Origin of the sequence: Ruminococcus bovis, from assembly GCF_005601135.1 — a bacterium.
In the GTDB taxonomy this organism is placed as follows: Bacteria; Bacillota; Clostridia; order Oscillospirales; family Acutalibacteraceae; genus Ruminococcoides; species Ruminococcoides bovis.
The window spans coordinates 1,694,667-1,719,976 of sequence record NZ_CP039381.1 but is presented as its reverse complement, the minus strand read 5'-3'; the positions used below and the strand labels follow the sequence as shown (position 1 = coordinate 1,719,976).

At 32.1% G+C, this 25,310-nt stretch carries 24 protein-coding genes and 1 riboswitch; of the genes, 5 read left to right on the top strand and 19 right to left on the bottom strand.

Annotation, left to right across the window (positions count from 1 at the left end):
• The 8 genes from thiD to E5Z56_RS08025 form a co-directional block, all read right to left on the bottom strand.
• Complete coding sequence (gene thiD, locus E5Z56_RS08060; RefSeq protein ID WP_138157348.1) at positions 1-810, bottom strand: bifunctional hydroxymethylpyrimidine kinase/phosphomethylpyrimidine kinase; 810 nt, start codon at positions 808-810, stop codon at positions 1-3.
• 28 nt (positions 811-838) lie between these two features.
• Positions 839-1,501 (bottom strand): HAD family hydrolase, encoded by a 663-nt coding sequence (locus tag E5Z56_RS08055; RefSeq protein ID WP_138157347.1) that lies wholly within the window; start codon positions 1,499-1,501, stop codon positions 839-841.
• Entirely contained in the window at positions 1,494-2,138 is a 645-nt protein-coding gene (gene thiE / locus E5Z56_RS08050; protein ID WP_138157346.1) for a thiamine phosphate synthase, read from the bottom strand. Before thiE ends, E5Z56_RS08055 begins: the two co-directional genes overlap by 8 nt.
• Positions 2,125-2,946 carry a hydroxyethylthiazole kinase gene (gene thiM / locus E5Z56_RS08045; RefSeq protein WP_138157345.1) on the bottom strand — a complete coding sequence of 274 codons (822 nt, stop codon included), beginning with the start codon at positions 2,944-2,946 and terminating at the stop codon, positions 2,125-2,127. The genes thiE and thiM overlap by 14 nt, the downstream gene beginning before the upstream one ends.
• 71 nt (positions 2,947-3,017) lie before the next feature.
• A riboswitch (TPP riboswitch) is annotated at positions 3,018-3,126 on the bottom strand.
• A 90-nt stretch (positions 3,127-3,216) separates the two neighbouring features.
• Positions 3,217-4,578: an Ig-like domain-containing protein gene (locus tag E5Z56_RS11785; RefSeq protein WP_207668580.1), complete on the bottom strand. Its 1,362-nt coding sequence runs from the start codon at positions 4,576-4,578 to the stop codon at positions 3,217-3,219.
• Positions 4,579-4,711: 133 nt separating this feature from the next.
• Positions 4,712-7,474 carry an AAA family ATPase gene (locus E5Z56_RS08035; RefSeq protein WP_138157344.1) on the bottom strand — a complete coding sequence of 921 codons (2,763 nt, stop codon included), beginning with the start codon at positions 7,472-7,474 and terminating at the stop codon, positions 4,712-4,714.
• Complete coding sequence (locus E5Z56_RS08030; RefSeq protein WP_138157343.1) at positions 7,474-8,607, bottom strand: exonuclease SbcCD subunit D; 1,134 nt, start codon at positions 8,605-8,607, stop codon at positions 7,474-7,476. The genes E5Z56_RS08035 and E5Z56_RS08030 overlap by 1 nt, the downstream gene beginning before the upstream one ends.
• A gap of 103 nt (positions 8,608-8,710) precedes the next feature.
• Entirely contained in the window at positions 8,711-8,926 is a 216-nt protein-coding gene (locus E5Z56_RS08025) for a hypothetical protein (RefSeq protein ID WP_138157342.1), read from the bottom strand.
• Positions 8,927-9,122: 196 nt separating this feature from the next.
• On the opposite strand from E5Z56_RS08025, the gene E5Z56_RS08020 reads away from it, so the two are divergent.
• The 4 genes from E5Z56_RS08020 to E5Z56_RS08005 all read left to right on the top strand — a co-directional run bounded on the left by E5Z56_RS08020 (position 9,123) and on the right by E5Z56_RS08005 (position 15,004).
• Positions 9,123-10,370 carry a chloride channel protein gene (locus tag E5Z56_RS08020; RefSeq protein ID WP_138157341.1) on the top strand — a complete coding sequence of 416 codons (1,248 nt, stop codon included), beginning with the start codon at positions 9,123-9,125 and terminating at the stop codon, positions 10,368-10,370.
• A 152-nt stretch (positions 10,371-10,522) separates the two neighbouring features.
• Positions 10,523-13,912, top strand: coding sequence for a leucine-rich repeat protein (locus E5Z56_RS08015; RefSeq protein ID WP_138157340.1), 3,390 nt, complete (start codon positions 10,523-10,525; stop codon positions 13,910-13,912).
• 118 nt (positions 13,913-14,030) lie between these two features.
• On the top strand, positions 14,031-14,456 hold the full coding sequence (locus E5Z56_RS08010; protein WP_138157339.1) for a potassium channel family protein: 426 nt from the start codon (positions 14,031-14,033) through the stop codon (positions 14,454-14,456).
• A gap of 23 nt (positions 14,457-14,479) precedes the next feature.
• Positions 14,480-15,004, top strand: coding sequence for a flavodoxin family protein (locus tag E5Z56_RS08005; RefSeq protein ID WP_138157338.1), 525 nt, complete (start codon positions 14,480-14,482; stop codon positions 15,002-15,004).
• A 128-nt stretch (positions 15,005-15,132) separates the two neighbouring features.
• On the opposite strand, the gene E5Z56_RS08000 is transcribed toward E5Z56_RS08005, so the two are convergent.
• The 4 genes from E5Z56_RS08000 to E5Z56_RS07985 all read right to left on the bottom strand — a co-directional run bounded on the left by E5Z56_RS08000 (position 15,133) and on the right by E5Z56_RS07985 (position 18,557).
• The gene (locus E5Z56_RS08000; protein WP_175405428.1) at positions 15,133-15,597 is read right to left on the bottom strand and encodes a low molecular weight protein-tyrosine-phosphatase; all 465 of its coding nucleotides are present in this window, start codon (positions 15,595-15,597) and stop codon (positions 15,133-15,135) included.
• A gap of 176 nt (positions 15,598-15,773) precedes the next feature.
• The gene (locus E5Z56_RS07995; protein ID WP_138157336.1) at positions 15,774-16,313 is read right to left on the bottom strand and encodes a hypothetical protein; all 540 of its coding nucleotides are present in this window, start codon (positions 16,311-16,313) and stop codon (positions 15,774-15,776) included.
• A 141-nt stretch (positions 16,314-16,454) separates the two neighbouring features.
• Positions 16,455-17,300, bottom strand: coding sequence for a hypothetical protein (locus tag E5Z56_RS07990; protein ID WP_138157335.1), 846 nt, complete (start codon positions 17,298-17,300; stop codon positions 16,455-16,457).
• 333 nt (positions 17,301-17,633) lie between these two features.
• Positions 17,634-18,557: an EVE domain-containing protein gene (locus E5Z56_RS07985; protein ID WP_138157334.1), complete on the bottom strand. Its 924-nt coding sequence runs from the start codon at positions 18,555-18,557 to the stop codon at positions 17,634-17,636.
• Positions 18,558-18,798: 241 nt separating this feature from the next.
• Here E5Z56_RS07985 and E5Z56_RS07980 point away from each other — a divergent pair, with 241 nt between their 5' ends.
• The gene (locus tag E5Z56_RS07980; protein ID WP_138157333.1) at positions 18,799-19,098 is read left to right on the top strand and encodes a cyclic-phosphate processing receiver domain-containing protein; all 300 of its coding nucleotides are present in this window, start codon (positions 18,799-18,801) and stop codon (positions 19,096-19,098) included.
• A gap of 75 nt (positions 19,099-19,173) precedes the next feature.
• On the opposite strand, the gene E5Z56_RS07975 is transcribed toward E5Z56_RS07980, so the two are convergent.
• The 7 genes from E5Z56_RS07975 to E5Z56_RS07945 form a co-directional block, all read right to left on the bottom strand.
• Positions 19,174-19,689 (bottom strand): hypothetical protein, encoded by a 516-nt coding sequence (locus E5Z56_RS07975; protein WP_138157332.1) that lies wholly within the window; start codon positions 19,687-19,689, stop codon positions 19,174-19,176.
• A 128-nt stretch (positions 19,690-19,817) separates the two neighbouring features.
• Entirely contained in the window at positions 19,818-20,483 is a 666-nt protein-coding gene (locus E5Z56_RS07970; protein WP_138157331.1) for a PIN domain-containing protein, read from the bottom strand.
• Positions 20,484-20,670: 187 nt separating this feature from the next.
• Entirely contained in the window at positions 20,671-22,464 is a 1,794-nt protein-coding gene (locus tag E5Z56_RS07965) for an oleate hydratase (RefSeq protein ID WP_138157330.1), read from the bottom strand.
• A gap of 131 nt (positions 22,465-22,595) precedes the next feature.
• Positions 22,596-23,156 (bottom strand): TetR/AcrR family transcriptional regulator, encoded by a 561-nt coding sequence (locus E5Z56_RS07960; protein WP_138157329.1) that lies wholly within the window; start codon positions 23,154-23,156, stop codon positions 22,596-22,598.
• Between the two features lie 260 nt (positions 23,157-23,416).
• Positions 23,417-23,806 (bottom strand): integrase core domain-containing protein, encoded by a 390-nt coding sequence (locus tag E5Z56_RS07955; RefSeq protein WP_138157328.1) that lies wholly within the window; start codon positions 23,804-23,806, stop codon positions 23,417-23,419.
• A 14-nt stretch (positions 23,807-23,820) separates the two neighbouring features.
• On the bottom strand, positions 23,821-24,243 hold the full coding sequence (locus E5Z56_RS07950) for a hypothetical protein (RefSeq protein ID WP_138157327.1): 423 nt from the start codon (positions 24,241-24,243) through the stop codon (positions 23,821-23,823).
• Between the two features lie 595 nt (positions 24,244-24,838).
• The gene (locus tag E5Z56_RS07945) at positions 24,839-25,102 is read right to left on the bottom strand and encodes a hypothetical protein (RefSeq protein WP_138157326.1); all 264 of its coding nucleotides are present in this window, start codon (positions 25,100-25,102) and stop codon (positions 24,839-24,841) included.
• Between the last annotated feature and the right edge of the window lie 208 nt (positions 25,103-25,310).

Sequence of the window (25,310 nt, the reverse complement as noted above, 5' to 3'; positions counted from 1 at the left end):
TTAATTCTCCTTCTCTAAAACATAATCACTTGAAATATCAAATCCATGGTTCATAGGTCCACTACCCTTTCCAAGGTCAAGCATTGCACCTAATGCACCTGAAATATATTCCTTTGAACGAGAAACTGATGTGTCAAGGTCGTAACCCTTAGCTAGGTTTGAGGCAATAGCACTTGATAGTGTGCAACCTGTACCGTGAGTATTAGGGTTATCAATTCTTTTACCATAGAACCACTTGTAACTGCCATTTCTATATAGCAAGTCATTTGCATCATTTACTTTGTGTCCACCTTTTAGTAGGACAGCACAGTTGTACTTTTCGCTAATAATTTTAGAAGCCTCAATCATCTCATCTTCATTAGTGATTTTCATTTCAGAGATAACCTCTGCCTCAGGGATATTTGGAGTAAGTACAGTAGCTAAAGAAAACAAATTGTTCTTTAGTGTTTCAATAGCATCATCACTAATCAGCTTTGAACCACTTGTTGCCACCATTACCGGGTCAACAACAATGTTCTTAGCTTTGTAGAAAGTTAGCTTTTCGGCAATTTTCTTAATAAGTGCTGATGAAGAAACCATACCTATCTTTACTGCATCCGGATAAATGTCTGTAAAGACTGCGTCAAGTTCTTTACCCAAAAATTCATCATCCACATCCATAATACCTGTTACGCCTAAAGTATTCTGTGCAGTTAAAGCAGTGATTGCACAAGTGGCAAAAACTCCATTTGTAATCATTGTTTTAATATCTGCTTGGATACCGGCGCCTCCACCGGAGTCACTACCGGCGATTGTTAATGCTGTTCTCATAATAATCTCCTTTTTTCGCATTAATTATTTATAGTGACAGAAGGTGGTGCCCCCAATCTGCCACTTTACTAAAGTCTTGTATGTAATATTTTACAAGGCTTTGTATACTATTTTTATTTTTCATTTCAGCAGGATCATATACTCCTACCACTTTGAAGTTGGCTTTTTCTGCCGTTTTGATGGCAAATAATGCATCTTCAAATACCAAAGTTTCTTCCGGTTTTGTACCTAAAATTTCTGCACATTTTAGGTAAATATCAGGATAAGACTTACTTTTTCCTACTGTTTCACAAGTTAGAATATCTGTGAAGAAATTACGAATCTTCAGCCTTTTAAAGGCTTTATCAATCTGATTATAGTCACTTGAAGTGGCAACAATCATTTTGATATTATTCTTTCTAAGAAATTTAAGTAAATTAACTACTCCATTCTTAGTTTGTACTTCATGAAGATAAAAGTCATTTATTATAGAAAGTACACCTTCGATTATTTCTTCTACAGAATTATCAAGGTAGTAATTGTCTATCATATACTTTGCTCCCTCAGTTAAACTCATAGAGTAAAGTATCTCCCCTAAACCTTCCTTTGGAATCTTGTTCTTTTTTCTAAGGTAGATTGCACCTACATCATTCCATATACCCATAGAATTCAGTATAGTGCCATCTACATCAAATATTGCTCCCTTAATCATTGTTTACTGTTTTTAAGGTTTCTGCTTTTAATTCTTTTGTAGCATTTTCAATATCTTTTTGACCGAAAATCGCACTAATAACTGCAATACCCACTATACCTCTACCGGCAAGTTCTTTTACATTATCATGAGTAATGCCACCGATTGCAATTACAGGAATTGAAACTGCTTTACAAATTCTTTCAAGTTCATCATGAGAAACTTCTTCAGCGTCATCCTTTGAACCTGTTTTGAAAACTGCACCAACACCTAGGTAGTCAGCACCATGCTTTTCAGCAAGTAGTGCTTGTTCTACTGTTTGAGCTGATACACCGATGATTTTGTCATCCCCTAGAATTTCTCTTACATTCTGTGCTTCCATATCACTTTGACCAACATGGACACCATCAGCATTAATTTCCTTTGCTATTTCTACATTGTCATTAATTACAAATGGTACATTGTATTCTTTACAAAGTTTCTGAATTTCCTTTGCTTCTTCTAGGAATGAACTTTCATCAAGGTTCTTTTCTCTAAGCTGAACAAATGTTGCTCCACCTTTAATAGCCTTTTCTACTTGGCTATAAAGAGTTTCACCATTTAACCAATATCTATCGGTTACTGCATATAGAAGTAAATCTTTCTTATCGCAATTCATACTTTGCTCCCTTATTTAATGTTTCACCATCCATATTATAGATAGCATCAATAATTCTGTTACGGTATGTTGAGTTACCGTCACCCTGAACCATTCTTGTTTTTGCAATTTCACCGGCAAGACCCATTGTACAAACTGCTGAAGCTACTGCTTCAAGTACATTGTCAGGATTAGCTACAATAAATGCAGTTGTCATACCTGAAAGCTGACAGCCTGTACCTGTGATTTTGCTCATATCAGCCTCACCGTTACGGATTACATAGCACTTTTCACCGTCACTAACAAGGTCAATAGCACCTGTAATTGCTACTACTGAGTTGATACTCTTCGCAAAATTCTTTACAAACTTAACTGATGAATCAAGGTTATCTTCTGTAACAGTATCTGCCACATCAGCATCAACACCCTTAGTTGTACCACTGCCTAAAGCTAAAGTTTTGATTTCTGAAATGTTACCACGAACAACATCAAACTTAATTTCTTCCATTAGCTTAACTGCAGTATTTGTACGAAGTGCAGATGCACCTGCACCTACAGGATCAAGAAGAACCTTGTGGTTAAGCTCATTAGCCTTTTTACCGGCAATAAACATACCCTCAATTGAACGCTTATTAAGTGTGCCGATATTAATATTTAGACCACCACAGATTGATGTAATATCTGCTACATCATCAGGTTCATCAGACATAATGGGACTGCCACCACAAGCAAGAAGTACATTTGCAACATCATTTACTGTTACATAGTTAGTAATGTTGTGTACAAGTGGAACACTTTTTCTAACATTATCAAGGCAATTACCTAGCATAATTGTTACCTCCAAACATATAAATTAAAATATTTTACATACAAAAACGGGTACACCAAAGGCATACCCGTCAAATAAGTCAATTATTTCCCTACGCTGGCATTATCCAAATCAGGTACTAGGTCGAAGTTGTCAACTTCCTCTCAGATTGCTAATTTGCAAACTCCCTATCTACTAATATACTACTAAATGTAGAATTTTGTCAACTGTAAAATAAAGAAACATACCCTAATACTAATTAAGGTATGTTTCTATAAATCACTTAAAATTTTACTTTACTTTAACTTTTAGTCTTAGCACATTTACACCGTTAACTCTAATCTTTAGAGTAGTTGTGCCTTTCTTTAGTGCTTTAACTTTGATAGAAGTTGCATTAGCCTTTGAAACAATCTTTGCAACCTTAGTGTTGTAATACTTATTGTTTATATTTGCAACTTTACCGGTTAATTTTACTGTAGCAGTTTTGCCTTTCTTCAAGTTCAAAGTAGTTCTGCTTAACTTAGGAGAAGTAGTAACTGTTACATAACAATAAAGTTTCTTACCATTTGTAAGTGTTGCAGTAATTCTTACTCTACCTTTAGTTAGTGCAACAACCTTTCCCTTTGACACAGTAGCAATCTTTTTGCTAGAAGTTGACCAAGTCTTTACTGTTCCGTTAGTAACCTTTAAAGTTCTGGTTTGAGCAGACTTTAGAGTAACTTTTGTAGCAGAAATCTTAGGTGTCTTTACTACAGGCTTAGTTGGTTGTGGTTTAGTTGGTTCTTCAATTTTAGTTGTGTTTGGAATAGCTTTTGCTAAAGTTTCAACATCAATAATCTTGCTATCTACTGCAGATTTAATTGAATAAACTTTGCCATCCTTATAAACACAGTAACCACAAGGATTGTAAGCACTATACATATTATTATGATTAAATTCATAATTACCGATAAGTTCTTTTGACTCAGCATCCATTACACCGTCAATGCCAAAAACAATATATTCAGCAGTTTCATTATAAATAGTTACAGTATTGCCGTAATGAATATCACTTACATTAAAGCCTACTTCACCACTTGGAAAATAATATGATGTTAAACCACTATCATCAATATATTTATTTACTGCATCACAAAATTCTTTTGAATAAGAAAGACCACTTGTATCAACCTTAGTTGAGTTAGGTAACTTCTCAACAAGAGTTGTTACATCAATCATACCCTTATCTACTGCATCACTTATGCTATAGATTTTGCCATCTTTATAAAGGCAATAACCGGTTTTGTTAGTATGATGGAAATAATACTCGGTAGTGAAACTATAATCACCTAAAAGAATAGTTTTGCTACTTTGGTTTTTACCTTTTATGTTGAAAAGAACATAATCGGCATTTTCATCATAAACCTTTACTTCTGAATTTTCACTGTTAATGTAATCAACAGTAAATAGGTTTACATACTTGCCATCTCTGTCAAAAGTAAAACCATAATCAGCACCAATACCAAGACTAATTATGTAATTATTAATAGCATCACAAAATTCTTGACTCTGTGTATATGGCTTTGATTGATTTTCTGTTTCTGTTGCAAATACTACTGATTGCATACCGAAAGCAAGTAACACAACAAGAAACAATGAACATAATTTTTTCATACCTTTGCCTCCTTAATATTTAGCATATTTAATATATTATTTTAAAAACTGATAAAAATAATATATATTTCATCTAAATATTACCATATGCACATTAAAAAAGTCAACTAGTATATATATATATATATATAATTTAACAAATAATTTCAATTTTACTACCTTTATTAGGGGTTTTGGTAACAACAATCTGTTTATCAATTCTATCCTTTAGTTCTGTTACATGGGAGATAATACCTACAAGTCGGTTACTACCGGAAAGTTTAATAAGTACATTCATTGCTTGTCTTAATGATTCATCATCAAGTGAACCAAAGCCTTCATCAACAAACATTGTGTCTATCTTGATACCACCTGCTGAGGACTGAATTTCATCAGAAAGTCCCAAAGCCAATGAAAGTGCTGCCTTAAAGGACTCACCACCTGAAAGTGAACTAATTGCTCTCTCTCCACCACAATGATGGTCATATACATTAAGGTCAAGTCCGAATTTTGTTCTGCCATCACTTGACTCTGTCTGACGAACTAACTCATACTGACCACTTGTCATTTCCATTAATCGTTTATTTGCTTTAGCAAGAATTCGGTCAAAGTAATTTAACTGTACAAATGTTTCAAGCTCCATCTTGTTAACACCAATACCACCATTGGCAGTACTTGCAAGTGGTGAAATCAGCTTAAATTCTCTTTCGGCTTTGATAAGATTTTCATTTTCTCTCTTTATATTAGCCAAAACATTTGTGTTAGCAGAATATCTGTAGTTAATGGCTTTAGTTTCATTAGATAAATCACCGATAGCCTTTTCAGTTTCATCTCTCTTTACTTTCACCTTGTCTATATCTTGTACTTTATCTATCTTTTCAAGCTGACCTTTTAATGCTTTGATTGATGCATCGGTTGCTGAAATCATTTTTTCATACTGATTATATTTTTCTAATACAGAATTATAATCGGATTTTTCAGCACTGACAACTGCATTAATACTGTTAATCTTCTTAACTGCTTCACTTTCACTACCAAACTGTAATTCTTCTTTTAAAGAATTATACTGCTTTTCATAAGAAGTAATAGCTGTTTCACAAGACACTACTGCCATCTTTACTACAGTGATTCGCTTATTCAGTTCATTGATTTCATTATTCTTTTCAGGAATAATTCTTTCAAGTTCCTGCTTTCTGTTACTCTTTATTTGTAATGCTTTTAAGGTTTTGTCTAACTTAACATAATTATCTGCTAAATTAGAAACCTGTTTCTTGATAATTTCAAGGGCATCAAGCAACTTGTAATCACCTAATATTTCTTGAACCTTTGTTTCAAGGGCATTTGCCTTTTCCTTTAATTCACCATGTTTGCTAAAAACATTTTGTCTTTCAGCATCAACAACTTTTTGATACCTATCATAATTGTTCTTTGCTGACTCAACCATTTCTTTAGTTGGTGCATTAGGCAACTTAACTGCTTTATGAGGATGGACTGTTGAACCACATACAGGACAAGGCTTATTTTCTTCCAAACTATCAGCCAAAACACCGGCTTGGTCATTAAGATAGGCTATACTTAAATTGTCATATTCATCTTTGTAACCGTTGGCAACTTGCAACTTCTTTTCAAAATCAGTTTTGACAGTAAGGTATGAGCTTTGAAGTTTTTGGAGGTTTTTAATTTCCACTTCTATACCTCTAAGTGTATTACCTTTTTCCTTAATGCTTTCCATTTGGTTAGAAATTTTCTCTATCTCAACTTGAACATTACCAATTGTTTCAAGTTCTTTAGAATTCTTTTCAACCTCTAGAGAAAGGCTTTCAGCTTTACCTGATAATTCTTTTACAGAATTTTCATTTCTCTTTTTCTCAATACTTTTATTCTGTAACTGACTGCTTAGAGAGTCAAGTTCCTTATACTTAGGCAAAGTATTTTGGATTTTGCCAATCTCTTGTCCCAGTTCAGTCCATCGCTTTTCTTTGTTCTTTTCTTGTAGTTCATCCTTTGAACTTTTCAAACTATTATTTAGATTAACCAAGTTTTCGGAATTAGTTTTAATCTTATGAGATAATTCTACATAAGAATTATAATTTTCTATACTTTTATCCAGAAAAGTCTTTTGACTTTCTAATTTCTCTTTCTTTTCTTCTAATGATTTCAATTCTTTTTCATCATTAGAAATAAGGTTAGTTAAAAAGTTCTCAATCTCTTCTATATTGGGAACTACACTTTTTGCCCTTTCAATTAAGGCAATATTGTCCTCTGTTTCTTCACAAATTGTACCGTCAATATACTGCTGTACACTTAACCTTTCTTGTTTCAATTTACTGTCCACAATGCTTTTTTCAGCAGATAAGGCTCTTTGTAAAGTTTCATACTTTTCTGTTTTGAAAATATGTCTAAAAATCTTCTGCTTTTCAGTTGTACCGGAAGTAAGTAACTTTTTGAATTCACCTTGTGCCAACATAACAATCTGTGAAAACTGATTTTTATCTAAACCGATAATTTCTTTTATCTTGGTATCAACTGCATTTTTGGAAGAAACCACACTACCATCGGGATAAACAAGCTCAGCATTAGTAGGTTCTTTTACAAAGCCATCTCCCCTTTTCTTAGGTCGCAAATACTCAGGGTTTCTCTTAATCTGATAAACCTTACCACCATATTCAAATTTCAGTTGAACCTCTGTTTTGGTTTCAGGATCGGCATACTTTGACCTTAGGGTTTTGTTTTCACGACCATCAGTACTGGCATCTCCATAAAGTGCAAAATGAATAGCATCAAAGATTGTGGTTTTACCTGCACCTGTGTCACCTGTAATTAGGTAAAGTCCACTTTTGCCTAGACTTTCCATATCAATAGTAACTGTATCTGCATAGGACTCAAAGGCTGATATTGTAATACTTAATGGTCGCATTAGTTTTCCTCCCAAATCTTATCAATTAAGTTTCTCATAATTTCTTCTTGTTCTTTACTCATATCTTGATTATTCTGTTGCTTAAAAAGATCGGCAAAAAGTTCAAAGGGACTTTTACTTTCAATATTTTCTATAGCATCAACAGTACCACTACCTCTTGTGCGTAAGTTATCATAATCAAGTTTCATAATATTGGGATAAATAGACCTTAGCTTACCGATTGCATCAGGAATATCCTCTTCATCAGTTAAAGTGATATGTAGGTAGTCATCTGTGTTTGTATTTTCATAATTACTTTTTAGAGTTAGTTCATAATAAGTACCACGAATTTCTCTCATATCTCTAAATGGTGTTAGTGGGATTTTGGAATACTCTATATTTCCCTTATCATTAAAATCAAGGATAGTAACTGACTTAATATGCTTAGCCTCTGAGAAAGAATACTTTAGTGGTGTACCACAATATCTAATGTTATCTTTGCCTACAGTTTGTTCTCTGTGGATATGACCAAGTGCCACATAGTCAAAGCCATCAAACACTTCACCACTAACATTATCAGTACCACCTACTATAATATCCTCAGACTCAGAAAGTTCAGCACCTGTAACAAACTGATGAGTAACAAGGATATTTCTCTCATTAAAATCTACATTCATATTGTCAATTGCAACTTTTACTGCATCGGTATAATTTTCAATATTTTCATCAGGGAAATATCTTCTAATATCAGCCGGTCTAACAAATGGCAATAGATAAAAGTTAACTTCTCCATAATCATCATTTAATGTAATAGGCTTAACATTGCCATCATAAACAGGTGAAAGAAAAATTTTATTTTCCGTCATCATTCTGCCACCATATGATATGCGTTCAGGACTGTCGTGGTTGCCACTAATAACAAATACATTTACATTTCTAGAAGATAACTGATATAAGAATTCATCAAAAAGTTCTAATGCCTCATTAGGTGGTAGTGACCTATCATATACATCACCTGCAATAATGACAGTTTCTACCTTTTCATCATCTATTATCTGTAAAATTTCTTTTAGGATATATATTTGGTCTTGTAGCATTGAATATTCATTTACTTTCTTACCAATATGTAAGTCGCTTAGGTGCATTATTTTCATAGAACTTCTCCTTTAAATAATTTTCACTTTATAATCATTGTATCATTTGTTTACCGAAAAGTGTTGTGATTTGCAATACTTTTTATAAATTATATTAAAATTATTAATGTTCATAAGGTATATTATCTCTGTATCTTATTTCTTTTAATGCCTTCATCATTTCTTGTTCATCTAGATTTTGATTAACTAAATCTAATATTTCATTTATTCTTTTTTCAGAAGATAACAAACCATCTGCTAGTTCACACATCAACTCTTCTGTATATCGTTCCATACAAACTATAATAACATGACAAAAATTTTTATCAGAACCAACCATAGCAATTCACTCTTTCTAACCTATATAAATTCATATTAATATAATACCACATTCACTGTACCAAAAATGGGACTTATCTTTCACATTGATAATTTAAATAAGAATAAATAAAATTATATACTTTTTGCACAAAAATATTGATTTTATATATAGTTTTATAGTATAATTATTTTATAGTTAGTTTGGAGGAGATGGAATGAAAAAGCACACAATAGCTAATAATTTTCTGTACTACTTATTTTGTGGATTTAGTGGTGCAGTAGTTTCACTTATAGTATGGTTATTTTTAAAGCTGATGAACTACGGTATTCATTTACTATGGAATGTTGTACCCAGCAATATTGACTTTAAGTTTTACACACTTATTGTTTGTACAGTAGGTGGTCTTGTTCTTGGAATATGGCAAAAATATACTAACGCTATTCCTGACGAACTTGATGAGGTTATGAAGAAAGTTAAGAAGGACAAATTCTATCCTTACAACAGAGTTCTTTTCTTATGTATTTCTGCTTTATTACCTTTAGTCTTTGGTGGCAGTATTGGTCCTGAAGCAGGTCTTACCGGTGTTATTGTGGGACTTTGTTACTGGGCAGGTAGTCATATGAAAGATGCAAAAAGCAAAATTCCCGAACTTATGGAAGTTGGAATCAGTGCTACCCTTAGTGCAGTTTTTTATGCACCTTTGTTTGGTCTTGCATCTGTCAGTGAAGAAAGGTTAGACAACAAAGACAAGCCTGACCTTGTACGGTCAACAAAAATCATTTCAAATATTGTTGCAGTACTTTTTGCCGGTGGTACTTTGTTGGTGCTAAACTCAATATTCGGTGGTGGTATGGGATTACCTAAACTTGGTGGTGAAAGTATCTCTACTGCTGAATATTTACTTGCAATACCTCTTTCTATTGTTGGGGTAATCTGTGGATTTATATTTGTAACGGCTGAAAAGTTCAGTGAAAAAATATTTAAAGTAATTCAAGGTAAGTGTGGCATTATAGTCAGCACAACTCTTGGTGGTATTATCCTAGGTGTTGTTGGTACATATTTTCCTTTATCAATGTTTTCAGGTGAAGAAAGTATCAATGTACTTAAAGATGACTATATAAAATTTGCACCTTGGGTTCTTATTGGTAGTGGACTGTTAAAATTATTTTTAACTAACATTTGCATAAAGTCAGGTTGGAAAGGTGGTCACTTCTTCCCTGTAATTTTCTGTGGAGTTAGTATTAGCTTTGGTATCGGTATGTTAACAGGTCTTGATGTAGCATTTTGTTCTGCTGTTGTTACTGCCGGTTTACTTGGTGTAACAATGAAAAAGCCTTTAGCAGTTACAATGCTACTGTTACTTTGTTTTGATGTTAATGTTATACCTTGGGTACTGCTTTCTGCTTTTATAGGCAGTGTAGTTCCTACAAAAATTTTCAAACTAAATAAGACTGATAAATAAGCATAATACCCTTATTACTTGTACCGTAATAAGGGTATATTTATTTTAAACTTTAATGATACTATTTTTAAATTATATTTAATTGAACACAAAAATTTCATATGATAAAATATAATAAATAATAATATATATTATAGAAAAGGAGATTTGAAATGAAACATAGTAAAAAGTTACTGTCAATATTACTTGCAATAACTGCAACTGCATCTTCATTGCCTTTTACTGCTATTTCGGCAAATATGGCTACAGTTGATAAAGAAAAAATTTCTACTATTAAAAGTCAAGTAAATGATGATGGCAGTATCAGTTACATAAAGGATAACAATAAAGAAGTATCTGCTAATTCTCTTAATGACACTAAAAGTACAAAAGCTACTTATCCGGAAAAATATGACTTAAGAGATTATAAAAGAGTTACTAAAGTAAAGAATCAAGGTGATGATGGTTACTGTTGGTCATTTGGTGCTACTGCATCCATTGAGTCTAACATTCTGTCAAACCCTAACCTATCAAAAAAAATTGGTGACAATCCATCAGAAAAGCTAGACCTTGCACAAACTGCAACACCTTTATACATTATGACAAATACTGATGATAAAAGTTCACCTTTTTACAACGACTACTTTTATGATGAACAAAAAGGTTCATCAGGTGGTTGGCCTGTTTATGTTGCACAAGGCTTAAACTGTGGTTTCGGTACTTATCCCGAAACATTGATGCCTTATGAAAATTCACTACTTGGATATTCCAATACACTAAAGAATTATTCCGATTTTAGGCTGAAAGAATACAATCAACTTAGCAATGAAGCCAATACATTAAAAGATAACATTATAAATAACGGTGCTATTGCATTATATTATTATAGTATAGGAAGTTGTTATTCTGAAGACAAAATATCCTACTGCGATAGTAGAAAAGTAACTGAGGAAGATGAAATTCAACCTCATGTTGTAGCAATTGTCGGTTGGGATGATAACTACAGTCGTGACAAATTTGACGGTAAAGTTAAACCTAAAAACAATGGTGCATGGCTATGCAAAAACAGTTGGGGAACTGAATATCAAGATAATGGTTACTTCTGGCTTTCATATGAATGTACAGACACTCAATTCTTCCAATTTATAATGCAAGATAACACAACATATGACAACGAATATCAGCTAGGTTACTACTATGAAACTGCAGTTGATGTTGATAAATCAGCAAATGTATTTACTGCAAACAGTAATGAAGAAATCACTCAGGTTAGCTTTGGTACAGGTAGTTCATACACTTATGATATTTCTGTTTATAAGCTAAACAAAAATTATAAGTCACCTACTGACGGTACAGTAATTGCTAAAACCAGTGGCAAGGTTGACAACATTGGTATTCACTACATTGACCTGCCTAGTGGTGTAAAAGTAAATGCCGGTGATAAATTTTCTGTTGTAGTCAGTAGCAAAGGTAACGGATATATTTCAGTTGATGACCTTAAAGAAAAGCCTCACAGTAGCAAAAATTCTTACTACTACTCAGACAACAAGTGGATTGACTCAACAGACCCTTCACTTGATGTTTACTACACTTCAATAAAAGCCTTTACAAAAAATCTTGACAACAATGCAAAGGTAAAGAATGAACTTTCAGAAGCTATCAAAAAAGCTGAGAATACAAAATTTCCGGAAGAAGCTATTAAGGAAGATGTAACTGCACTTAACACAGAAGTTGCAAAAGGCAAAGAACTTCTTAGCAAAGAAAATGTATGTGCTACTGACCTAAACAATTCTACAATCTTAATTAACTACAGATTAGAAACCTTAGTTAACAGTGTCTATTACATTAACAGTATGGATGACTATAATACATTAGCTAAAAAGTTACATACAGGAGAACTATCTCCTAGCAAAATTATTTTAAATACAGACCTTGACTTTGAAGGTGGCTATATAACCGAAACTTTATCCAACTACACCGGTGGATTAACTGTTCAGTTTGTGGGTAATAATCACACAATCAAGAATGGTACATTACCTATATTTTCTGATTTGCAAAAAAATATGTATCAAAGTTTCTTCGGCAAATTAAAGTCATCAAGCATTACTGACCTACACTTTGAAAATATTACTGCTACCGGTACAGGCACAACAACTATTGTTTCACCTTCAATAACTAACTCAAAGTTAGACAATGTTACATTAAATAATTGCAAAATCAATTTAGACAAAAATACAACTGAACAACATTCAGCTGGTATTGCTTATTCCTTTGATTTTTCTTCCATAGTAAATTGTTCTGTAACCAATTGTGAATTTTATGGTTATAATGTATATGAAATGATTAGCAGTCAAGAGAATTGCATCTACTCAAACAACACTGCTTCTAACAACAAGATTGCATCTTACTATGCAATAGGTGTATATGACAATAAGGATAACAAGCCAAAGGACATTTACATCACTTTTAATTCTTTTTCAGAAAATTATGTTTGTGAAAAGACCACTGATAACAAGACAAGAATTAAGGTATATGCTGATGATTACACAATAAATGATGAAGCTAACCCTAAGTGTATATCTAAAGGTGATGACGGTTACTACTATATTAATACTGATGAATTTAAGTCTACAACCATTGTTAATATAACAACCAACTACAGTAAAGAAGAATCAGCATATCTATATAGAGTTGATTTAAAAACAAGACAAGCTACACTAAAACAAATTAACCTAAAAAGTTCAACAACTAACCTTACATTACCTACAACAATTTGTGGTGAAAAAATTGTCGGTACAGAAGATGAAATTCTAAAAGACAGTGAGTTCACATATGATGTACTAAACCTTACAATCCCTGACAGTTACTTATTCATAGGTAATGACTGCTTTATTAATCTAAACAGTTTACAAACAGTAACAATAGGTAACGGTATTAAGGTGATACCTTACTCAGCTTTTTCCGATAAAGCTAATCTTCATTCAGTAGAGCTAGGCACAAGTGTTGAAGAAATCGGTGACTCTGCATTCTTAGGTGACTCAAAGTTAAAGTCAATTACATTGCCAAATACACTAAAGACAATTGGTGAAAATGCATTCCAACAAACCGGCATTACAAACTTCACCTTAGGTAAAAATGTTACTAATATCGGTACAGATGCAATTGGATATACTAACCTAAGTATTCCGTGGGAAAATTACAGAACAGTAAAACTTCCTAAAGTAATAATCAATGGATATACTGATGCAGTTAAAAATTATGCTAAGAAAAACGGTTTTACTTTTAATGATCTAAACAAGAATAAACCTGTCACAACAAAATACAACTTTAACATTACTAACCCTAAGAGAGGTGATGTTAACCTTGACGGTTATATTAATGTTAAGGATTCATCACTAATTCAAAAGTATCTACTTAAGAAAGCTAAGTTAAATGATTTACAACTTTACAACTGTTCGGTAAAGGGTTGCGAAGAAACATTGACAGTTAAAAATGCAGTTGCAATTCAAAAGTATTTAGCTAAAAAGATTTCTACAATTACACCTTTTGAACCGGCAGGATAAAAGTTAACCCAACAACCTATACAAAAAGTATGGGTTGTTTTTCTTTAGGAAAAAGTTATATTTCATTGACTAATAATTTTTCTGTTGATATAATTTTATTAGATAATGAGGTGGTTTTATGAAGAAAACTAGGTTAATGAAAATCGTTCTAAAAAGGACAGGTGCATTCAAACTACTATGTACTTATATTGTAGTTTTTGTTGCAGTAAGCATTGGCATTATGATTGTTGAACCTAACATAAACAGACTCATTGACAGTCTATGGTATTCATTTAGTGTAGCAACAACCATAGGCTTTGGCGACATAACTGCAGTTACTATAATAGGTAGAATTCTATCAATTTTTCTTTCAATATGTTCAATACTGATTATTGCAGTAGTACCGGGTATTATCACCAGTTACTACATAGAAAGCACAAAATTAAGGGAAAAAGAAAGTAGTGCAAAGTTTCTTGATGACCTAGAAAGACTACCTGAATTATCAAAGGAAGAACTTACTGCTCTATCTGAAAGAGTTAAGAATTTTAACAAGAAAAAGAAATAGTATTCATATTAAGGAGAAAAGATATGAAAATTGTAATTGTAAACGGCAGTCCAAGAAAGGGCAACACCTACTCAGCTATTAACGCATTTGTTGAAGGTGCAAAAGATAACAATGACATTGAAATTATTGACTCATACAAGATAAAGATTAGTCCTTGTGTAGCTTGTGGTACTTGTGAATGTTACAAAGGTTGTGTATCTAAAGATGACAGTAACCCTACTGTTGATAAATTAGTAAATGCTGATATGATAGTATTTGCTACACCTGTATATTGGTGGGGAATTACTGCACAGATAAAGTTAGTAATTGACAAATGCTACTGCAAAGGTGCTTTGCTGAAAAATAAGAAAGTTGGAGTTATTGCAATTGGTGGTTCACCTACAACTAATGTTCAGTATGAACTGATTGAAAAGCAGTTTCAATGTATTGGCGATTACCTTGATTGGGATATTAAATTCCACAAATCTTTCTTTGCAAATAAAAAAGATGACCTACTAAAAAATGAAGGTGCTATGGAAGAACTTAAAGCACTTGGTAAGGAAATTTAATTTTTAATTCATCCATACAAAAAGGAGCAACTGCTAAAGTTGCTCCTAATTTTTTATTGAGTAACCGAACTTAAAATCATACATAACAAAAGCTAGGCTAATTTAGAATTAACCTAGCTTTATTTTTCTTATTTAGTCAAATATTCTAGTAGTGCTTTACAACCGTTATAAATATCATTATAGCATTTTTCAAAATCTCTTGTATACCATGGGTCAGACACATCTCTGTCACTACCTGTATAACTCATTAGCTTGTGAATTTTATTATCCGGATCGCCCTTTAAAATTCTGCTCATATTTCGTACATTGTTACTATCCATTGGAATCAACAAATCATATTTTTCATAGTCGGATTTTTTAATTTGTACTGCCCTCTTCCCACTACAATCAATGTTATGTAAATTTAGAATTTCTTTTGCCGGCGGATATACAGGATTTCCAACACCATTCCATATTTCTTCTGTGCTGGTAGCTGATGAAGTAACAACAAAGTCACCTTCAAGTCCCTTCTTCTTTACCATATCTTTAAAAATAAACTCTGCCATTGGTGACCTACAAATATTACCATGGCACACAAACATTATCTTTGTCATTATATTTTCCTTTCTTATTTGGTTTGATTATTCTTAAATTCATTTTAATTGTACCACAAAAAGAAAATTCTTGCTACAAAAAGCCTACTCAACAAAATGACTCTATATCAATAAATTATGAGTAATGCAATAAAATAAGTATAGGTAAAAATTATCCAAATTTCATAAATCAATTATTACAATTTAATTATGTAATACTTCAAATTGTTATTACCTATCCAAGTAACTTTATAACAATTATTGATTAGTATTTCTTCATTCTTCTTACCGGTAGGTTTTATTATTGTTCCTTGAATTAATTTCTGTCCTCTGAAAAATGAATATATGCCATCTTTTTTCTTACCGGAATAAAAATTTTTGTCACTAACCAATGTTAAGCAATAAGTATCTTTGAAGCCTTGTTCCTTGAGTTCTTCCATAAATTTTATATCCTTTATGCAGGAAAACATTTGTTCTGGGTATTGACCGTTTTGAGGATATTTTAATTCTATGGCATACTTCTCACTTTCATTATATATAACAATATCCATCTCGTGCTTTATTGTTGTATTAATATTGAAAAACTTAGTATTTCTTTCAAATTGTATTTTGTAATTTGTTAGTTCATTACGAAGAAAAATCCCCAATTCGTGTTGTAAACTAAATTCATTATAAACTTCAATTTTTTCTTCTAATATAAGTTTCATAAAACTATTCATAAGTGTTACTAAATTCATTTCTACACACCCCACACGATATTTTTATAGTTTAACTGTTTCTTAAATTTATTTTAATTGTACCACAAAAAGAAAGTTCTTGCTACAAAAAAGCCTACTCAACAAGAGTTAAGTAGGCTTAGATTTAGGTATTAAGTTAAATTACTTCTGCACATATTCTTTGATTTGGCTATATGATAGGTTATTGTTACCACCATAGGTTTGGGAAATTGGCACAAAGTATTTAGTTTGGTTAGAGTTTTCTATTTTTATTTCAAACAATGGACAAAACACAGTAGTATCAGCACCGGTTGCATTACCGTTAATATCTACATAATAATCAAGTTGTTTACCCGGTGTGAACTTTACATTCTTTTTATAAGTATATGTAAAGTCACTACTTTCCCCTGATACTAGACCTTCAACTGTAAAAGGCTCTTTGTTATTCTCTAAGAAATAGTAGGCAATTTTGTTATTTGTAATTTCAGTATCAATGCCTTGTTGTAAATCCACAGTCTGACCCATTTTATAGGTAAAAGCAATATTTCCCATAGGGTACTTAACAGTATTGTTACCATCATCATACACTAATTCTTTGACACTATAGTTGCCATCTTTTGCAAAGCCAACTGTAAATGATACTGTATATTTTGTTAAATCATTTTCCTTTTCGGGATTATCATTAACAACAACTTTTTCAATATACACATTATCGTTATCAAATCTTAGTTTACTAATGTCATTTAAAAACTTTACATTACTATCAAAAGCATATACTTCTGTTTTAAATGTACATTTGTTATTGGTGATACCATCACCATGAATTGCACCCATAGAGCCATAGACTTTACGGAAATAAACACCCTTTACCTTGTGGGCAGTTGATACCTTTTCAGGGTTGTTGGTACTTTTCAATTGATGGTTATTGTAAGCCAACACCACTACGCAAATTGCCAGTGCTACTACCAGTACTGAAAGTACAGTAATGATGATTTCCTTCTTTTTCATAATTTTCCTCCTTTATAATTTAAGTTGTTTTAACTTTGATTACATTATAAAGTGGAAAGTTTATTTATACAAGAAACTACAGGTTTCATTAGTTTTGCAACCTATAGTTGCGTGAGTGTTTTGATTAAACTTTATACAAATAGCCTATCATATTAAAAATATTTTACATATAACTTGTTATTACAGTAGTTCACACTATCAAAAATGCACCGATAAAAATAATCGGTGCACAAAATTTACTATTTTTATAATAAACCATTCTTTCACAATATGCAAAAGGCTATCAATTCTTCATTTTTATCAATATCGTAACGATATCATTTAATAAAATTTCTATACTTTATAAGATTCTTTTAACCATTCTAATATATCTTTATCTTCACCTATAATCTGCTGAAAATTTTTATCTTCTAACATACTTTGAATTTTTTCATCTTTCAATACAATTTTCAACATTTCTTTAACATCATCAGGTTGTCCATAATGCAATCTGTTATGACAATTAGAACATAAAAACAATCCGTTTTCCGTAGAATTAACAATATCTAACAATCTATTGTCTTTTCTTCCTTCATTTTGTTGAATAAAATGGTGACATTCATAATAATCAAGTCCATTCTTTGCAACAAAAGTTTTATGTTCAATGTTACTTCCATATTTTCCACAGAAGAAACACTTTTTCTTAAAATGATCTATCAATGTTGTAAAATCATTTTTACTTAACCTTGATTTAAAACACTCCTCCAAATCATCAATAAGTTCCTTACTGAGTGTTTGTTTAATATTTCTATCGGGCCATCTTGTGCGTCCTTGTGGATACTGAAAATTTGCATACTGCTTTTTTAAATACTCCAAACTAAGGAAAACATTGTTATGTAATTGTTTTTCACACAATGTTGTAATAGAACCTATTGAAAACCCAATTATCATATCACTATCATAAGTTCTAATATAGACTTTACTTTTTTCTATTGGATAAGGTTCATCTTCAACTACGCCTCGTAACATAATTCTACTTAACTTATTTTTGCTTTCGGAAGGTAAATTAGTAACATAAAAATATATAACATCACCTTTATTTATAGATTTTGCCATACTACCATTTGGTACTTCATATCCTCGTGTTTTTGTATATTTAGGTTTTCCACCAACTTGCCACATTATTTTTTTATTTTTCTTCCATTCATCTTCCAATTGCTTATAATTACAATTATCAAAATTCATTGGTATAAGCCAATAATTAATCTCATTTAACATATTTACAAACTTCCTTAGCAATATAAATTAAATATTTAATGTAAATGTATCATAATTCTAGTGATATGTCAAGAATTAATAAAAATTATGCTGTAATCGAATAATATTATAGTATAATTTCCTGCGCAATATAAAATTTTATATTCAAAATCTTTAATTCTAACTAAAACAATGTTATACTTTAGGTGTCGAATTAAAAAATAATTAATATATAAACAACAATATTAGAAAGGAGAAATAAATGAAACTATTTGTTGATGACAAGAGGGATAAACCGGCAGGTAGTTATCAAGTTGCCAGAGATTATGAAAGTGCAATTTTTCTTTTAGAATATATGTCACCATTCGATTTTATTGACCTTGATTACAGTTTAGAGGAAGAAAAAACCGGTCTGGACATATTAAAATGGATGTACAAAAACAATGTTAATGTACCACACATTAACATTCATTCTAGCAACATTGAGGGTCGCAAGGAAATGCTGATTTATGCTGAAAATCATTTTCCTGACACCACCGTTACATACTTTATCGCAAAGTAAATACTATCTGTTAAAAACAAAACCCGATAGTAACTGTACTATCGGGCTTTTTCATATTCATATCATTATAAAATATTACAAATCATTTTTATTAATCAATTGCATTAAATTTTGATTATTAATATCAGTTTTATTTGTTTTCTTAGTTTGTTTATTATTCTTATCTAGAATAAAAACACTACCCCACCGTGCATTCTCTTTACTTAATCCAAAGAAAACATAATATTTTTCTTTTGTAGAATTATCAACAAATTTACAATAGCACATATTATCAGTAGTTACCCTAAAATCAGTAACTCCATAGTATTCATTAAACTGCTTTACGGTAAACCGTCCTGACATATCATCATAACCACTTTGTGTACACAATACATCATAAATTTTCTTTGCTAGATTGTGAGAAACAGAAACGCTATCTATACTTTCATTTTTATTTTTTATAAAATTAATTTGGTTTCTCTGAACTTCTGTTGCAACTGTTAGTTTTTGTGATGTGGTTTCTTTAATTGTTTGATTAGTATTTTTACTTTCTGAACAACCAACTAAAAGTAAAATAGAAATAATTGATAATAGGAAAATAAGTTTCTTCATAACTACCTCCAAAGGTGATTCTACTAATAATACTTTTCAAAACACAAAAGTGTTGCAAAATTTCATATTTTTATAAAAAATCAACCTACTAGTTTTTATCTACTAGTAGGTTTTGTTAGGTGGAATTGTTAATTACTTGGTAAAGCTACTACAAATGGATTTAATAATTTATAGATTTGACTTGCTTTTTTACTGTCTCTTAAAAGTTTAGATAATTTATTATTAACATCAACTTTGGTTTTGGAACTTATCATTATTTGTATAATTTCCTCTTTCCTATCATCTACAGAAAGGCTTTTCAGATTTTCATTGCAAAAATCGGTAATCAAAGTTTTTCTGTCTTTTTGGGTAGACTTTTCCACAATTTTAGTTAGAATTGTGGATGGATGGAAATACTCATTTATAGTTACTGCTCTACTAATCTTTACACCGGTTACAGAATTGAACATTTCAATTGCTTTGTCATAGTCGTTATCCTTAGACACAATGCAAATTTCAATTGGCTTTACCTTTGCAATTTCTTCTTCAATATCAAAAAGAATTTTGCAATCAATAGCATTTTTCACAGGCATTTGAATTAGCTTAAAAATCATCCTGCAATTAGAAAGACTAATATTCATATGAGCATCTAAGGTCATTGTTGCATGGTCATTTCCATAATAAACAAAAACCTTGTCGCTACTTTTCAATTCGGTTATCCCCTCAAGTCCACTACTGCCAACATTTTCATAGTCAATATAAAAAACTCTATTGGTAGTGGTTTGTGCTGAACATTCATAAATCTTCTCAATCATAATTATCACCTAAAATTTATTTACTACAATTATCTTATCATTTGTGACGGTAAAATAAAGGCTTTTTAGGTAAATTACTGATTAAAACAAGAGGTAAGTACCAATAATGGGACTTACCTCTATTATATATTTAATTTTTAGTAATAATAATCATAACTAAAGTTTAGTTACTATTACAGGCACTCCATCATTCAATCAGTCCACTTTCTTTTAAAAGAATTTCAAGGTCTGTACCCTCAATCTTCTTTAGAACTGTACTTAGCATTAATCTTTCCTTTAATGACAAATCAATTTCTTCAAGTGGTTTCTTATCAATTGCGTAGTAACATGCACGAAGTAACTCTCTTACATCATACTTACTACCCCATACTTCCGGTACACCTCTGTCAATATCAAGAAGTGTATACACACTTTCCATACCTGTTCTTATTGAATATTCTGTAGTGAAAATTGTATCCCTTGGAGTTTCTGCAAACTGACCTAGGAATGCAAAGTTAACTGCACCATCAGGTACAACCTTTGGCCTGTCTTCATACTTTCTTGGCTGGAAAAATGCATTAATATATGGCATAAAGCAAGTTGTTGTGTTGCAAGATTTTACTGCTAAGTCATAGATTTTGTCCTCATCAATACCAATGTGATATAACCACTCGGCACAAACTTCAACACCTGAACATTCTCTCATAGGTTTCTTAACATAGTTACCTTCTGTATTTGTGTTAAGTGCATATAGCCAAACAAGTACAGTGTCCTTATTCTGTGACTTAAACTGTGGCTGACGGTTAATTGTCCAAGACAAATACCAATTGTCTGTACTGTCCTTTACTGTAACAATGCCACCTGTAGTTACTTTACCCTTTCTTGGGTCACGCTTACAAACATGAATAATGTGTCTGATGATTTCTTCATTAGAAGTTTCAACTGTTGCACTCATCCAGTTTGTTGCATCAATATCACTACAAAAAGCATCCGGATTACCGAACTCACCGTGAGTAGCTTGTTGCGCAATGTTCTTCCACATATCCCATGATTCACCGTAACCATTCTTAAGTTTTGAAAGGTCAGGTGCTGTATTTTGGTCACCGTAACAAGAAGTATCTGTACAACAACCATTTGTAATAAACACAAGGTCATCTTCAATAAGGTCAATAGTTTGTTCCATATCGTCCTTAATATATACAATCTGTTTTGCTACCTTTTTATGACCATGGTTTTCGATAATAACATTCTTAACATCCATACCATACTCAATCTTAACACCATGATTTTCAAGGTACTTAACCAGTGGAAGAATCATACTTTCATACTGATTATACTTTGTAAATCTTAATGCACTAAAGTCAGGTAAACCGTCAATATGGTGAACATATCTGCAAAGATACCTTTTCATTTCCAATGCACTTGACCACTTTTGAAAAGCGAACATTGTCTGCCAGTAAAGCCAGAAGTTCGTTGACCAAAAAGACTCAGGCAATACATCAGAGATTTTCTTACCCTCTAATTCCTTTTCTGATGTTATGAAAAGCTGTGAAAGAGCAAGTGCTGACTCTCTGTCAAGGTTAAACTTCTTATCTGTGTGGGCATCTTCACCTCTATTAACTGTTGCACGACATAGAGAATAGTTTGGGTCATGCTTATTTAGCCAATAATATTCATCAAGTACAGATACTTCTGGATTTTCTATTGATGGTACATCTCTGAACATATCCCACATTACTTCAAAGTGGTTGTCCATTTCTCTGCCACCACGCATATAGAAACCTTTTGTTATATCTTTTCTACCGTCACAACTACCACCGGCTAGGTCTAGCTTTTCTAATAGGTGAATATGTTCACCTTTCATTTTACCGTCACGAACAAGGTAAAATGCTGCTGATAAACCGGCAAGGCCTGTACCGATAATATATGCAGATTTTTTATCTACATCCTTAGGCTTTTCCGGATGAGCAAATGATTCATAATTTCCTGAAGAGTAATACATAATAGGCCTCCCTAAATTTATTTTGTACCTTCATTATATTGTGTCCAAAACAATTCCACAATAAACAAAAAATGCACCGTGATAAAAAAATTATCACGATGCAATTATTGTAAAATTTTTAATCATTTTTGCTATTTTGATAAATTAAATCTGGCTAAAGCTGAACCTATATCACCATCAAGAACTAAGGCTAATCTCTCTACCAAGTCTTCAGGTTTTTCTTTCATATCGTTCTTTATCCAATCAAGCATAATTCCCACAAAGCAATAAGAATAAACTTGTGCAATGAACTTTTTATCTTCTTCGCGAACATTTACATTTGCTGATTCTTCTTTAACAACACCAAGGAGCAAATCATCAGTTAGAGGCTTTAAGTATTTTTCTACCTGACCTTTATCAACACAATTATAAACATTAATGATAAATGGTTTATTTTCACGAACTGCATAAAGTAGCTGAGTTAGTCCTTGTTGCCAAGTATCGTGGGTCTTTTTATTTTCAAGAGCTTTCTTAGCATCTTCATAACACACCCATTCAACTAAATCGTAAATATCTTGAAAATGGTAGTAAAAAGTCATACGATTTATACCACAATCTTCTGTTATATCTGTAATTGTAATTTTATTCAAAGGCTTTTTTAGCAACAAATTTTTAAGTGATTGTTCCAATGCTCTCTTTGTAACTTGAGACACAAAAACCCCTCCAAAAAACTTATGATGTAAAATATTGTAGCACAATTACATAAAATTTTCAATTATTATTTCTATATTTTACCACAATTAGATCTGTGTTGTAAATAGATATGACCCATTTTAGGGTAAAAATTCTGTGTTGTAAATAGATATGACCCATTTTAGGGTAAAAATAAAATACGATTTAATATTTCGCTTGTTTTACTGACTTTTGATTATGAATATTAATTAATGAACGGATTTCAATTCTAACTTTTCACTCAATAACTGCATTGGACTTTGTAATCAAGTGTTCTCATTGTTTTGTTATTACTCCATTCCAAATGTCCTTTTAATTTTGTGTTTAATTCTTCAATATTTCTGAATGTTTCCCATTCATAGAAATATCTTTGGTCGTTTCTATGACTTCTTTCTACCTTTCCGTTGTGCCAAGGTGTTCGTTGTGGTATTAATTTATGATTTATACCTAGTTTGTTTAATTCTATTTCAAAAGGACTTTTCACTTCACTGCTTTGATATTTATATGTGAATTCTCTTCCGTTATCTGTTTGAATAGTCTGTATTTTAAACGGAAATTCTTTCAATAACATTTTCAAAAATTTGGTTGAGTTTTCCGGTGTATGTTCTTCAAACCCATATACAAATCTCATCCTTGTACATTCATCTATTGCAGTCCATTGATAAAATGCTTTCCGTCCCTTAAAGCCTTACCTCTTAAGCAATTATATGGCACTTCTTTTACATCTATCTGCACCTTTTCTCCAGGTATTAACAGTTCCGGATATCTTCTATGCTTACGGCTCTTTTTCTTGGTCTTTTTATATTTTACTAAGCCCATTCTTTTAGCTGCATATATCATTCCTGAGTAGCTTCTTGTATATCCTTTTCTCTTTAAATCACTGTATACTCCATCCCATCCATATCTTTCATAGCACTTTTTGAAAGAATTTCTAATTTGTCTTTCTTCTCTTTTTGTGTGCCTGTTAGGATGACTATGTGGTCTGTGTGATTTAGGCAATAGCGATTGCCAGGTACCGTCATATTGGTTACACCATCTCTTTACGCTTGAAAGACTTACACCGTACACTCTACTTGCTTTGCTTCTTCCTTTCTTAGTGCGTATTTTACTATGGCTTGCTTTTTCTTTGCTTCTTGTGTTATCATATTCATGAGGAGTACTTCTTTCTTAGGTTAATGTTTTTTAGCGATTCCATTATACCATATTTTGAAGTTACTCCTCTTTTTTATTGGGTCATATCATTTTAGCACATACATATTTCTATATTTTACCACAATTAGATGATAATTGTACTGTCGAAATACTTTTATGAAATTTAAATTGCCCATAATTTTATCAATATAACCGTAATTCACACCAAATTAAATATCTACTTGTTGAAGGTTATAGTTGCCTAAGGTCCTGTCCCCCTTTGCTTGTTATATAAAGAAAAAGAGAAGTACTGATGTACTTCTTATTATGGTTATGGGTGACATACTTTCTTCTTTCACTACTGCCTACCTCGCTTATTAAGCACAAATACGAAAGGATAGAGGCATCTACGCCCTCCCTAAAAACAGTCCACCGGACTGTTTTCTTAACTCCAAGTACAACATGGTCGTTTAGCGTTGTGCATAAATGCACTTCCTCAAACTCCCTGTTGTAGCTCTTCCTCGAACTCCTTTCATCTGCCACCGGCAGCAGTCGTTCTCGTCACCTTCAATTCCTGTCCCCCTTTGCTTGTTATATAAAGAAAAAGAGAAGTACTGATGTACTTCTTATTATGGTTATGGGTGACATACTTTCTTCTTGCACTACTGCCTACCTTGCTTATTAAGCACAAATACGAAAGGACAGAAGCATCTACGCCCTCCCTAAAAACAGTCCACCGGACTGTTTTCTTAACTCCAAGTACAACATGGTCGTTTAGCGTTGTGCATAAATGCACTTCCTCAAACTCCCTGTTGTAGCTCTTCCTCGAACTCCTTTCATCTGCCACCGGCAGCAGTCGTTCTCGTCACCTTCAAGTCCTGTCTCCCTTTGCTTGTTATATAAAGAAAAAGAGAAGTACTGATGTACTTCTCTTTTTCTTGGTGCGAGTGTTCATAACGGACTTATGAAAAATTCAGGTTTTATCGGCAGTTACACACATTTCT